The organism is Actinoplanes philippinensis, assembly GCF_900113015.1.
In the GTDB taxonomy this organism is placed as follows: Bacteria; Actinomycetota; Actinomycetes; order Mycobacteriales; family Micromonosporaceae; genus Actinoplanes; species Actinoplanes philippinensis.
On the sequence record NZ_FONV01000003.1, the window covers coordinates 326381 to 340146 of the forward strand.

The following is a 13766-nucleotide window of genomic DNA, read 5'->3' on the forward strand; positions in this document are numbered from 1 at the left end:
ACGGGTGGTCCGATACCGGCGGTCACCTGTTCAGGGTCACCCGCAAGTCCTTGGTTCTCCTGAAGGGAGACTTAAAAAGTCCTTAAGTCGACACCGGACCCGTCACCTCGGGGCAGTGAACTGCGTTGATCAGGGCAGCGTCCGGGCCCGCACCGAAACGGCCGCCGAAACGCCGTCATAGTCACTGCTCAACCCGTTGAACCGGGGCAGCCCACCGAACGTATACCCCGTTGATCGCGCACCATCGGCGGGCTGCGGCGCCGATGCGATCAACGCTCGCGGGCCGGCCGCGAGGCCGATGACGGGGACCCGCAGGGCGGTGGCGCACTGCGCAAATCCGTGGTTAACCTTCCACATCCACCACGTGGCAGGTATTGATCGCGGGACGCAGGGGGCGGCACCGGGGTGCGGAGGTGGTACAGGGTGAGGACGGTGGCACGGATGCGGCTTCGGGGCGTTGGGTCCTTCCCCAGCCGATTCGGGGCCGCGTCATGAGCTTCGAAGACGACGAGTACTGGGCGGACGAGTACGACGAGTACTCGTTCATGCCGAGTTCCGCGGTCAAGCAGGAGAAGCACTACACCAAACGCACCGTCCCGGACCCGGTCATGCCGACCCGCCGGCGCTCCGGCGGAGCCGACGACGGCAACCTCCGCCAGAAGCAGGCCGCCTTCGACAAGGAACGGCCCAGCTGGCTCGACGACCCCGACTTCGAGCCCATCGACACCTCCGTCGACAACCTCGTCGGCGACGACTTCGACGACATCGACTTCAACCGGCCCGAGCTCGGCGTCGACTTCGACAAGCCCGACTTCCCGATCGTCGACCCCGCGGCGCGCCCGGAGCTGCGGCGAGGCGGAGCGGACCGGCGCCGCGGCGGAGACAACCGCTATGAGCGTACGGCCGACACGAGCCGTGACGACGACCGCGGATACGGGCCGTCGGCGCGCTACCACGAGGAGGCGCCGCCCCGCCGTGACGACCGCCGTGAGCGCCTCGGCGGGCGCGCGGACGACGGCGCCGGACGTCCCGGCGACAGTGCCGGCCGGCCGGGCGCCGGACGCCGTGACCGTGGGTGGGACGAGCGCGGCGACGGGGGGCCGGGTCGGCGCGACGAGCGGGACGGCCGGTGGGACGATCGCGATCACCGGTCCGCCGGCTGGGACCCGCGCGATCCGCGTGACGGCCGGGATCCGCGTGACCTGCGCGATCGCCGCGACTTCGGCGATGGCCGCGATCCGCGTGATTCCCGTGGACCCGCCGATGGCCTCTCCTCGCGCGCTCCGGGTGGCACCCGCTCCTCGCGCGACATGGGCGACGCCCCTGGCTCCCGCGATCTTCGCGACGCGCGTGACCCCCGGGATCTTGGCGACCCGCGCGATTCCCGCGATCTTCGCGACCCGCGCGACTCCCGCGATCTTGGCGACTCCCGGGATCTTCGCGACCCGCGTGACTCCCGCGATCTTGGCGATGCCCGTGATCTTCGCGAACCGCGCGACTCCCGCGACGCCCGTGGTGACCTGCGCGATGGTCGTGGCCCGCGGGACACGCGCGACTCCCGCAGCTCGCGGGACCTGCGCGACTCGCGGGGCCTGAGGGGTGAGCAGCGCGGCTCCGGTGACATCCGCGACCCGCGGGGCTCGGGGGGCGACATCCGCGACGCGCTCGACCCGCAGGACCGGCGCGGTGACCAGGCCGACCGCGGCGCCACGCGGGACGGGCTCCGTACGCCGCAGAGTGATCGTCGCGATGATCTCCGTGATCCGATGGATGCCCGTGAGGTCCGCAATGACCCGCGTGAGGACCGCCGGGGACGAGGCCCGCGCGCCATGGAGATCCGTCCCGACGAGATGTGGGACGACGAGGGCCACATCGAGCGGGACGGCGAGCGGCCCGGCACCGGACGGACCATCGAGCTGGGCGCGGACGAGTACTGGGAGGAGCCCAGCCGTTCCCGGGACGACCGGCGGCGGACCGCTCGGCCCGGCGAGGCGTCCCGTCCGGCCGGATCCGGCGAGGCGTGGGGGGACGAGGACTTCGGCCCGATCCGCCCGGTCGGCGGACGCCGCACGCGACGCGACGAGGACACGCGGCGGTCCGGCCCGACTCGCCGCGACGACTACGCGGTCACCGGACGTGCGCAGGTTCCGGCCGCCGGGCCGGAGCGCGGCGACGGCTTCGGTACGGCCGACGCGCCCTACGACGGCTACCGCCCGGAACGCGACCCGCTGAGAGAGACGGCAGCGCCCGCGGCGGCGGACACCCGTGCCGTCCAGGGCGATCGTCGTCCCGCCACGGCCGACGACCCCCGCGCCCCCGGTGGCGACACCTCCCGTCCCGAACGCGGAACCGGCAGCGACGTCCCGAACCCGCTCACCGGGCGTGCGGAGGTCCGCGACGGATCCGGTCGTACCCCGGACGGCCAGACCGAACCGGGCGACCGCCGGGAGACGACCGCGGACCGCGCGACCGGGCGGGGCAGCGCCGGAACCCATCGTGGCCCATCGCCCTCCGGAACCGGGCACGGCGACACCGGCGGCCACCGCGGAACGCCGGCCTCCGGAACCGAGCACGGCGCCGCCGGCAACGACCGCGGCGCACCGACATCTGGTGCGAGAGGCGCGGCGGGCGGGAACGAAATCGGACACGGCAATGCCGACGAACGCCGCGGCACACCGGCTCCGGGCGCCGGGGCCGCGGGCGGCCGGAACGAGACCGGATTCGGCAGCGCCGGCGACCGCCGGACCACACCTGCCCCGGACGCCGGGACCGCAGGGGTCTGGAACGAGACCGGATTCGGCAGCGCCGACCAGCGCCACGGCACACCGGACACGAGCCCCGAGGCCGGCCACGACCGTGGCGCTCCGGCCCGGGACGCCGAAATCGCGGGCGGCCGGAGCGGCACCGGATTCGGCAGCGCCGGCGACCGCCGGACCGCACCAGCCGCGGACGCCGGAAGCGCCGGAAGCCGGAACGAGACCGGATTCGGCAGCGCCGACCAGCAGCGTGGCGCACCGGCGCCGGACGGCAGGGGCGAGGCCGGGCGCGTCGACAACGGTCACGGCCGTGCCACTCCGGCACCCGATGCCGCGGCCAACGGCGGCCTGATCGACAACGGACAAGGCGGTGTCGGCAACCACCGCGGCGGGCCTGGTCCGCAGGCCGCGGGGACACCTGCCGCGGACGGCGCGCCGCGGACGGCAGACGGCCGGCCCGGGCCGACCGGTGCGGCGGGCACGGAGGCGAACGGCGGTCCGGCGCAGCAGGCGGATGCGGACGACGCCGGGCGGGACAAGTCCGGCAAGGACGAGCGGAAGGGGTCCGAGCGGCGCGGAGGGTGGCGTTCGGCCGTGGCGCGGCTCGTGCCGGGGCAGCGGGGCGGGTCCGACAAGCCCGCGGACCTCGGCGGCCACGACGGGGGCCCCGCGAACCCGGGAAGTGGAAACGGCGGCACCGACGGCGGGCCTCGTGTGGTGCGGAGGGCTGAGCCGCCCGTACCGCCGAAGGTCGTGAGCACCGCCCCGCAGCCGCCCGCGCCTCGCGTGATCAAGGCCGACCCGCCGGTGATGCCGCGTGTCGTCGCCGCTCCGGATCCGGTTCCGCCGGCCCGGGTCATCGGCCCGAACGGACCGCAGCCCGGCCCCGAATCGGTACGTCCGGACGCGGGGGCCGCCCGTGGTCCGGTGACCGGCCGCAACGGTGCCGCACCCGGGCCGGGAGCTGTCGGACAGGGACCTGCCGGATCGACGCCGTCACCGGGCGGGCCCGCGACCGTGCCCGCACAGGGCGCCCCGGGGACGGTGGCCGGCGCCGGCTCACCTACCGGTTCCGCGGACGCGCGCTGGAACGGCCCGGGCGGACGTCCTGACGTCACCGGAGGCTTCGAACGACCCGGCGACAACCAATGGGGCGGCACGGGCGGACGCCCCGACGTCACCGGAGGCTTCGAACGACCCAGCGACCCCCGCTGGAGCGGCACGGGCGGACGCCCCGACGTCACCGGAGGCTTCGAACGACCCGGCGACCCCCGCTGGAGCGGCACGGGCGGACGCCCGGACGTCACCGGAGGCTTCGAACGACCCGGCGATCCCCGCTGGGGCGGCGCGGGCGGACGCCCGGACGTCACTGGAGGCTTTGAACGACCCGGCGACAACCAATGGGGCGGTACGGGCGGGCGCCCGGACGTCACCGGTGGATTTGAACGACCCGGTGGGCCCGGCGACGGCCGGTCGCGGCGGTCTCCGCGGACAGCGCATGTGTTCCTTCCCGAAGGGGACGGGCCATGGGCCATGGTTCCGGACGAGGCTCAGCCGGCTGCCGGGGCTCGGCCGGTCTCGCCGTCCGGCGCCACCGGGCATCCGGCGCCGGGTGCGGCCTGGCCGCCGGCGGCACGACCGCAGACGCCGGCCGGTGATGTCGGTCAGGGTGCGAACGCCGTTCCGGGTCAGGATCCGGCCGGTCGTCCCTCGGCGGCCACGGCTTGGCCGCCCGCCAATCGGGCCGCGCCCGGAGCGCAGGGCACGGGTGAGACGACCGCGGGGTCGCCGCAGCCGATCGCCGGTGGACCGCAGTTCGCTCCGGGTGGCCAGCCGTCGGCTCCGGCGATGCCCCAGTCCGCACAGGGCCGTCGGCAGGCCGTGCCGGGTGGGCCGCAGGGCGGTCCGGGCGTTCCCTCGGTGATTCCTGGAGGGCCGCAGGGCGGTCCCGGCGTTCCCCCAGTGATTCCTGGTGGGTTGCAGGCGGAGCCGGGGGTTCCGCCGATGGTTCCTGGTGGGCCGCAGGCCGGCTCCGGGGTGCCTCCGATGGTTACCGGTGCGCCGCAGGTCGCTCCCGGGACTTCCCCGATGGTGGCCGGCGGGTCGCAGGCCGGTCCGCACGGTGCGCCGCCTTCGCCGGATCCCAGTGGTCTGGGCTCGTCGTGGAACGGCTTCGGGTCGCACGGAGCACCCGGGAACGGTGCGCCCTCCGGGCCGGCGACCGGTGCCAACGTGCCTCGGCCGGCGCCCCCGGCGGATGGCGGCGGGTCCCGGAACGGTTTCGGTGCGCCGGGCGCGCCCCAGGCCGGTGGGGGACCGAACAGCACCGCGCCTCGGTCGGCTCCGCCCGCGTCGAGTGGTGTGCCGTTCGGGGCGGCGAACGGTTTCGGACACGGACCGGGAACGGCGTCCCCCACGAGCGCCGCCTGGGACGGTCCCACGGGAGATCAGGCCGCTGTGGGCAATGTGCCGGGTTCGGCGCCGGCCTCGGGTGGTCCGCGGGCCGGCACGCACGCTGCCGGCGCACAGTCCGGCAGCGGGGTCGCACCGCAGTCCGGTTCGGGTGCGGAATCCCGTGGGCCCGGATCGGCCGGAGCCGCGACACCCACCTCGGGTGCGCAGGCTGGTCAGCCCGGATGGAACGGGACCACACCGGCATCCCCGGCGTCCGGCACCGGACCGCACGCCGGACGGAACGGGACCACACCGGCATCCCCAGCGTCCGGCACCGGACCGCGGGCCGGATGGAACGGGACCACACCGGTGTCTCCGGCTGCGCCGATCGGGGCAGACGGACGGCGGAACGGGGCAACGCCGGTTTCTCCGGCGGCTGGCGCCGGGGCGGACGGACGGGAAACCGGATGGAACGCGGCCACTCCGGTGTCCCCCGCGCCCATTGCGAACTCCGCTGCTCTCGGCTACCCGCTGGAGGGAAGGCGGAACGGGACGGCACCGGTTTCCCCGGGTGCTCCCGCGGGAACGGACGGGCGGCAGGGCGGACGTAGCGGGGTCAACCCGGTGTCTTCCGCGCCCACCGCGAACTCTGCTCCTCCCGGCTACGCGCTGGGCGGGCGGCAGACCGGCCGGAACGGAGCGGCTCCGGTCTCTCCGGCGGCGGGCGCGGGAGCGGACGGGCTGCAGGACGGCTGGAGCCGGGTCACTCCGGTGTCACCGGCACCCGCGTCTGCGAGCGAGAACGGCCAGGCCGGACGGGGCGAGAACGGGCAGACCGGACGGGGCGAGAACGGCCAGGCCGGACAGGTCGAGAACTCGTGGGCCGCGGGCGGCGGGAACGGGCGGGGTGGCGCCTCGCCGGTCTCTGGTGCGCCGGCCGGGGGCGGGCGGTCGGGGGCGGATGCCGGCGGCACGGCTGAGCGGCCCACGGTGGCGCTGCCCAAGCCCGGCTCGCCGGCCGACGCCGGCGTGGGCGGGCCGAGTGCGGCCGGGCGGGAGAAGATCGGGTTCCCGTTGACGCGGCCGGGGTCGGGTGAGTCGGATCAGCCGTACATGGATGCGGATGGGACGCTGCACAACCTGCGGCCGATCGGGCGGCTGGAGACGTCCGGGCCGGACACCGAGCCGCGGCGGTATGCGGATACGGCGTTCGGTGGTGGCTGGTTCGTCAGCAAGGCCGGTGCGAAGACCGCCGAGGACGGCACGGCTGGCGCGGGCACGAACGGGGCCGCCGCTAGTGCCGGCGGCCCGGGCGGGCGGCACGCCTCCGCAGATCCGGCGAACCAGACGAGCGGCAACGCGGATCAGGCGGATGGCAGTGCGGGCCAGGCAGGCGCCGGCCAGGCAAGCGCGGGCCAGGCAGGCGCCGGCCAGGCAAGCGCGGGCCAGGCAGGCACGGGCCGGGCAGGCGCCGGCCAGGCAGGCGCGGACCGGGCAGGCGCTGGCCAGGCAGGCGCGGACCAGGCGGGCGGCGACGCCGGCCGGACGAGCGGAGACGGCGACGGCGGCGGCCGGAGCGGTGATGTGGCCGGCGAGGGTTCGGCAGCGCTGGCCGACGGGGCCGCGTCCACCGGGCTCGGAGCCTCGGGGGCGGAAGCGTCCGCCGGATCGCGGCCCGGGAGTACTGCGGGTGACGATCAGGTCGGCGGCACCGCCCGGCCGGAGGGCAACGGCCGGCAGGGCGCCGGCCAGGACGGCAACGGCGCGCAGAGCGGCAACGGCCGGCAGGCGGCGGCGCGTGACGTGCCTCGCGGGCCCGAGCTGGCGCCGCATCTGCCGCTGACGGCGGCGGAGCTGTCCGCGATCCGGTGGCGGCTGGACGGGGCGACGCTTCGTGAGGTCGTCGACAACCGGGACGCTCTGCGGGCGCTCGGGGAACGGCTCGACGGGCCGCTCACCGACGAGGCGGACAACATCGTCAAGGCGGGGCTGCTGAGCGTACGCGCGGAGGTGTACCGGCTGCTCGGCGAGCTGGGCATGGCCGCGGCCGCGAGCCGGCTGGCTCTGGCGCACGCCGAGTCGGCGCAGGATCTGCAGTCGATGGTGATCGCTCAGGCGGAGCTGGCGCACGTGTTGCGGCTGCGGGGCGACTACATGGAGGCGGACCGGCTGTTCGAGCGGGCGCTGGAGGCGGAGGTGTCGCCGGCGGTGCGCAGTGTGGTGCACGAGAACGCCGGGCGCAGCTGCTTCGACCAGGGGCGGCACATGGAGGCGCTGGATCATTTCGCGCGGGCGATCCGGCTGGGCGCCCCGGAGGACACCGATCTGGTGGAGCGTATCGGGGTGTGCCTGGAGGCCGTCTACATCCATGTGCTGCGGGACGGCTGGGGTCCGTACCCCCGCAGGTCTCCGGAGATCCTGGCCCCGCTGGGCGGCCGGCCGGACGCGGACGGTGACCAGGCGGCGCAGCCGGGGCAGTGAGTCAGGCGGTGGCGGCGAGCGGGTGTGGCGGCACGGCCATCATGCTGCGCCCGCGGCCGCCCTCCTTGGCCCGGTAGAGCGCGGCGTCGGCGGCTTTCTGCAGGTCGTCGCCGTTGTCGGCGTGGTCGGGGAGGACGGCGATGCCGATGCTGAGGCTGGGTGGGCCGGACGGCAGGCCGGTGGCGGCGGCGACGCGGGCGCGGGCGAGTTCGGTGAAGCGGACGGCGCCGTAGGGTGCGGCCCGCAGCAGCACGGCGAACTCGTCGCCGCCGAGACGGGCGACCATGTGGCGGCGGTCCTCGGCGGCTTCGCGGAGGGCGTCGGCGACGGTACGCAGGGCGAGGTCCCCGACCGCATGCCCCCAGGTGTCGTTGATCGTCTTGAAGTGGTCGACGTCGATCATGATGAGGGCGACCGGCTCGTGGTGGCCGGCGGTGGCGACGGCGGCGTCCAGCTCGGCGTCGAAGGCGCGCCGGTTCGCGGCTCCGGTGAGCGAGTCGGAGGTGGCCTGGGTCTCCAGGACGCCGCGGAGCCGGTCGTTGCGTTCGCGGAGGCCGGCGACGACGACGGCGGTCATCGACATGGCCACGGTGATGGCGATCCAGTCGAGGAGCGCCTGCCCGCTCTCCTGGAACTGGAAGGCGGTGAGCGCGTGGCCGGCGGAGATCTGCGCCACGGTGAGGGCGACGAGGCGGCGGTTGAGGAACATCGCGGCGTAGAGCAGCGGCCACAGGTAGAACAGTTGCGGGCCCATGGTGGCGTCCGCGGTGCCGACGTTGAGGGCGGTGATGACGCCCGCGCCGAGGAGGGGTACGAGCAGCCAGAACGGCCGCGGCATGCGCTCGGGGCGGCGCAGGCAGATCAGGCCGACGACGGTCAGCGCGCACGACGTGATGGCCAGGGCGACGACCTCGGGCAGGGGGTCGCCGAGCTTCATCAGGACACCGGTGACGAAGTTGTAGGGCCCGGCGGCCAGCATCAGGTAGGCGACGGCACGGGCGGCGCCGTGCATGTCGCGCAACTGATGGGCCAAGGCGTGCTCCTCCGGGTCCGGTCGAAACCTTCATTCGGTTGCGGAAGGCGGCACCTGAGGTTCCGGGAGGCGGCACCTGAGGGTTCCGGCAGGCGGCGCCTGCGACGTTGCCGGAGGGCGGGGCAGGGTCTCATTCGGTACGCAGGGCGACCACCGGGTCGAGCCGGCCGGCCCGCTGTGCCGGGACCACGCCGAAGATGATGCCGACGGCCGCGGACACCCCGAACGCGAGCGCCATCGACCACCAGGTGAGCGCCGCCGGGACGGGGCTGAGCCGGTCGACGAGCAGGGCCGTGCCGCCGCCGAGGAGCATGCCGAGGATGCCACCGGTGGTGGTGAGCAGCACCGCTTCGAGCAGGAACTGCAGGCCGATGTCGCGGGGCCGGGCGCCGACGGCCTTGCGCAAGCCGATCTCCTTCGTCCGTTCGCGGACCGAGACGAGCATGATGTTGGAGACGCCGACCCCGCCGACGAGCAGGCTGATCCCGGCGATCGCGGCGAGGACGCCGGTGAGCACGCCGAGGATGTCGCCGAGCACGCCGAGGATCTGCTCCTGGGTGACGGCGGAGAAGTCGGTGTCGGGGTGGCGGTCGGTGAGGGCCGCGACGACGGCGGTGGAGAGGTCGCCGATCCGGTCACGGTCGGGGGCGCGGATGGCGATGCCGTCGATGCGCTCGGTGCCGAGCAGGCGCTGGGCGGCGGTGACCGGCACGTGCACCTCGCCGTCGCGGTCGACGCCGAGGCTCTGCCCGAGCGGTTCGAAGACGCCGATCACCCGGAACCGGACCCCGCCGATGGTGATCTGCCGGCCGATCGGGTCCCGGTCGGCGAACAGGGTGCGGGCCAGGCCGGCGCCGAGGACCGCGACCCGGCGGCCGGTGCTGACGTCGGTCCGGGTCAGGTAGCTGCCGCGGTCGAGGTTGCGGACGAAGACGGTCGGGGTGGTCTCCAGGACGCCCTGCATGCTGGCGAAACCGGTCCGCGACCCGGCGCGGACCGTCTCACCGGAGGCGATGGTGACCGCCACCCGGCTGCGGTCGCCGACCACCCGGTTGATCGCGTCGATGTCGTCCAGGGTGAGCGGCGACGAGGTGGGCGCCGAACCGGCCTGGATGCGGCCCGGGACGACCAGCAGCAGGTTCGAGCCGAGGCCCTCGACCTGGTTCTCGATCTGCTGCTTGGTGCCGGTGCCGATGGCGACCAGGGCGACGACCGCGGCCACCCCGATGATCACGCCGAGCATGGTGAGCATGCTGCGCAGCCGGTTGGCGCGCAGCGCGTCGAGAGCGACCCGCCAGGCCTCAGCGAGTCTCACTGATCAGCCCGTCCTTCATCACGATCTGCCGGCGGGCGCGGGCCGCGACGTCGCGGTCGTGGGTGACCAGGACGACCGCGACGCCGTCGTCGACGAGCGATTCGAGCAGCGCCAGGACGGACTGGCCGGTGGCCGAGTCGAGGTTGCCGGTGGGCTCGTCGGCGAGCAGCACGGACGGGCCGGTGACCAGGGCGCGGGCGATGGCGACGCGCTGCTGCTCGCCACCGGACATCTGGTTGGGGCGGTGGGTGATGCGGTGGGCGAGGCCGACCCGTTCGAGCATGGTGGCGGCGCGCTCCCGGCGCTCGCGGCGGCCGACGCCCCGGTAGACCAGGGGCAGGCCGACGTTGTCCTGCGCGGTGGTACGGGCGAGCAGGTGGAACGACTGGAAGACGAACCCGATGGTGGTGTTGCGCAGCGCGGCCATCTCGTCGGGGCTGAGCGTGCTGACGTCCCGGCCGCCGATCAGCAGGGTGCCGCCGGTGGGCCGGTCGAGGCCGCCGAGCAGGTGCATGAGGGTGGACTTGCCGGAGCCGGACGTGCCGACGATGGCCACGTAGTCGCCCGGGTCGACGGTCAGCGACACGCCGCGCAGCGCCGGCACGGAGACGCCGTCCAGCTGGTAGGTACGGCTCACGTCGTCGGCGACGATCGCGGCGGTCACGGGGCCTTCCCGCCGGCGTCGACCTGGTCGGCCCCGGCGACGACGACCCGCTCCCCCGCGCTGACCCCGGAGACGATCTGCACGGTGTCCTCGCCCTGCACGCCGAGCCGCACCGGGACGGCGGTGTAGCGGCCGTCCCGGACGGTCCAGACGGTGTCGCGGCCGTCGGCGCTGACGACCGCGGAGGCCGGGACGGTGACCGCGCCGGCGGCCTGCCGGACCTTGAGGCGGATGACCGCGCTCATGCCCGGCCGGGGGCTCGGGGCGGGCTCGCCGCTGTCCGGGAACGAGCCCTCGCCGAGCTCGAGCCGCACCCGGTAGGAGACGCCGCCGCGGGCCGAGGTGGTGGGCAGCAGGTCGACGGCACGGACGGTGGCCGGGTACGCGGCGCCGGGCGCGGCGTCCAGCTCGGCCTCCGCCGCGACGCCCTCGGCCACCAGCAGCACGTCGGTCTCGTCGACCTCGGCGGAGAGCCCGAGACGGCCGGTGTCGACGACGGTCACCACCGGGGTGCCGGCGGCGACCCAGCCGCCCTCGGGGATCGCGGCGTCCACCCCGGACATGCCGCCGGACGTGCCGGCCGGGGCCTGCCCGGTCTCCAGGAGCCCGGCCAGCGAGCCGCCGCCGGTCGGCGCCGGGCCGCCGAGCTGCACCACGCCGGCCACCGGGGCGCGCAGGGTGAGGGCGTCGACGGCGGCGTCGGCCAACTCGTACGCCTGCTCGGCCTGCAACCGCTGAGCGGCGGAGAGGGCGCCCATGGCGCGGTTGAGGGAGGCGACGCCGCGTTGCACCGACCGCAGGGCGGTCGCCGAGGCCAGCGAGGCGGTCTCGTAGTTCTTCTCGGCGGCGTCGACCTGGTGCAGCAGGGTCTTCTTGACCTGGGGGTCGGCGATCTGCGCGGCGGCGGCCCGGGCCTGCTCGAAGGCGTCGGCGGCCTGCTCGTCGGTGCGTTTGCGGACGGCCGCGAACTCGGCCGTGCCGCCGGCGCTCAGGCCCCCGCCGGAGGGGGCGCGCTCGACGGCCTCGGCGGCGGCGTCCCGGCGGCGGGTCAGCTCGGGCGAGTCGATGACGGCGAGCACGTCGCCCTCGCGCACCCGCTGCCCGGGCTCGGCGTGCAGCTCGCGGAGGGTGCCGGAGGCCGGCGCGGTCAGGGTCGCCGCGGTGCGCGCGGTCACGGTGCCCGGGGCCTCGACGATCTCGTCGACCGTGCCGACCTCGGCGTTGCCCAGCCGGACCGGGTCGGGCGCGTCGTCGCAGGACGCCGCGGTCATCGGCAGCAGCACCAGGGCGCCGGCGGCGAGGATCACTGCACGGGAGCGATACACGACCGCCACTCTATGCCGGGAACGACACGGCGGGCCGCCCTCGAGGGGACGGCCCGCCGTGGATGTCACCGGACGGTCAGGTGCCGGGGCGACGGCCGAAGACCTTGACGGTCATGCCGATCTTGCCGATGCTCCAGTACTTCTGCGCGTCCTGCTGCAGGAGGTTCACACAGCCGTGCGACCCGCGCCACTTGTCGTGGATGTAGGTCGTGGTCTGGTGGAAGCCCCGCCCGCCGATGAAGCGCTGCCAGTACGGCAGCCACACCTCGTACGGGTCGGACCACTCCTTCTTCGTCCGCTTGTTGATCGTGAAGGTGCCGGCCGGGGTGCGGTAGCCCTTGTACCCGGTACGGGTGATGGTGGGCTTGACGTACACCGCGCCGTTCTTCATCACCCAGGTCGTCTGGTTGGTCAGATCGACACAGAAGGTGATGCCCTTCTTCTTGGCCTTGCAGGCCGACGTCTTCGTCGCCGCCAGTCGCTTGGCGACGTCGAAGGTGGTCGGGCCGGCCAGGCCCTGGGCCGGCTGGATGCCGAAGCGCTTCTGGAACTTGGTGATCGCGGCACAGTCGGCGGGCGACTGCTTGCCGTCGACCGTGACCGTCCCGTATCCGCCCAGCTGCTTCAGATAGCCCTCGACCTGCTTCTGGTACTTGCCGGTCGCGCACGACGCGGCGGCCGCCTTGGTGACCACCGTGGTGGTCACGGCCGCGGTCACCGGCGCGGACGCACCGGCGCTCGCCGGCGTCAGCGCGAAAGCGCCGAGACCGCTGCCGACCAGTGCCGCCATGGCGGCGCCGGCGAGGCGAGCGGAAACCCGTCCCCTTGCCAAAACGTTCCTCCCCAGGACTGTTGTCCGCACATAGAAGCACAGCCGGCCCAGCGTGTGGAGAACGGGAAGGCCGGTGACACGAAACCGGTATGCCATCGGCATCCGGCGCCACCGGGTTGAGATGATTCAGCTACCGGGAGTGGCGAAGTCCTGGACCCAGTAGGGCGTGTCGTCGGCGGCCACGGCCAGCCCGACACCCATCTGGTCGAGGCGGCAGTCCAGGATGTTCTCCCGATGGCCGGGGCTCTTCATCCAGTCGGCCATCACCCGGTGGGCGCTGCCCTGGCCCTTGGCGATGTTCTCGCCGTAGCGGCTCCACGTGTACCCGGCGTCGGTGACCCGCCGGCCGGCCCTCTCCCCGGACGGGGACTCGTGGTCGAAATAGCCGCGCCGGGCCATGTCGGCGGCGTGCCGGCCGGCGGCCTCGCTCAGCCGGTGGTCCAGCGTGACCGGGTCGCAGCCGGCCGCCTTGCGCTTCTCGTTGACCAGCGCGAGGATCTGCTGCTGCGCCGCCGACGGGGAGCCGGGGACGGCCGGGGCGGCAGCCCGGCCCCGGGGACGCTCCGATTCGGACCGGCCGGGCGGGTTCACCCGGCGGGGCGCGTCGCCCCATCCCGCCACCGGGGGCCGTCCCCCGGCCGTCACCGGCGGCCGGGCGCTCGCGGTGACGTCCGGTGCGACCGGTGGGCCGTACGCCAGCGCCGGGGTGGCGCATCCGCCGGCCGCCAGCGCCGCCACCGCCAGACCGAGCCCCACCGAAGGTTTGCGCATCTCGCCGTCGATCCCTTGTTCGCCGCGCCCCGGCCGCTCCGGGGCGCTCCAGAGATGACCAACGGCCCGGCCAGCGGAAACGGAACGGAACTCCGATCACACGAGTCGCACAGCCGCACAGGTTTCCGGCTTTCCTCCGCCTATCGGGGTAATCCACTCAGTCCGATCTCCCGGTCCGGCCGGTGGTCCCGGCCG

General features: G+C 74.7%; 8 protein-coding genes. 1 reads left to right on the forward strand and 7 read right to left on the reverse strand.

The genetic code is table 11. The features are described from left to right. Positions 1–269 precede the first annotated feature (269 nt). Positions 270–1871, reverse strand: a complete 1602-nt coding sequence (locus BM290_RS47175; protein WP_143133666.1) for a hypothetical protein — start codon at positions 1869–1871, stop codon at positions 270–272. A gap of 3903 nt (positions 1872–5774) precedes the next feature. Here BM290_RS47175 and BM290_RS47180 point away from each other — a divergent pair. Continuing rightward, positions 5775–7631, forward strand: a complete 1857-nt coding sequence (locus BM290_RS47180; protein ID WP_143133667.1) for a tetratricopeptide repeat protein — start codon at positions 5775–5777, stop codon at positions 7629–7631. Between the two features lies 1 nt (position 7632). Here the strand turns inward: BM290_RS47180 and BM290_RS08405 are convergent, their stop codons facing one another. The 6 genes from BM290_RS08405 to BM290_RS08430 form a co-directional block, all read right to left on the reverse strand. Continuing rightward, a complete protein-coding gene (locus BM290_RS08405; RefSeq protein ID WP_093611741.1) occupies positions 7633–8664 on the reverse strand; it encodes a GGDEF domain-containing protein in 1032 nt (343 codons plus the stop codon). A gap of 130 nt (positions 8665–8794) precedes the next feature. Then, positions 8795–9979: an ABC transporter permease gene (locus BM290_RS08410; RefSeq protein WP_093611743.1), complete on the reverse strand. Its 1185-nt coding sequence runs from the start codon at positions 9977–9979 to the stop codon at positions 8795–8797. After that, positions 9966–10643, reverse strand: coding sequence for an ABC transporter ATP-binding protein (locus tag BM290_RS08415; protein ID WP_093611745.1), 678 nt, complete (start codon positions 10641–10643; stop codon positions 9966–9968). Before BM290_RS08415 ends, BM290_RS08410 begins: the two co-directional genes overlap by 14 nt. Next, complete coding sequence (locus tag BM290_RS08420) at positions 10640–11968, reverse strand: efflux RND transporter periplasmic adaptor subunit (RefSeq protein ID WP_373871006.1); 1329 nt, start codon at positions 11966–11968, stop codon at positions 10640–10642. Before BM290_RS08420 ends, BM290_RS08415 begins: the two co-directional genes overlap by 4 nt. 76 nt (positions 11969–12044) lie before the next feature. After that, a complete protein-coding gene (locus BM290_RS08425; protein WP_093611747.1) occupies positions 12045–12758 on the reverse strand; it encodes a L,D-transpeptidase family protein in 714 nt (237 codons plus the stop codon). A 168-nt stretch (positions 12759–12926) separates the two neighbouring features. Then, positions 12927–13571, reverse strand: a complete 645-nt coding sequence (locus BM290_RS08430; RefSeq protein ID WP_093611749.1) for a CAP domain-containing protein — start codon at positions 13569–13571, stop codon at positions 12927–12929. Positions 13572–13766: the final 195 nt, after the last annotated feature.

Coding starts and splice junctions, on each gene's coding strand:
- BM290_RS08430 (WP_093611749.1), bottom strand. CDS start 13,571: ATGCGCAAACCTTCGGTGGGGCTCGGTCTGGCGGTGGCGGCGCTGGCG.
- BM290_RS08425 (WP_093611747.1), bottom strand. CDS start 12,758: ATGGCGGCACTGGTCGGCAGCGGTCTCGGCGCTTTCGCGCTGACGCCG.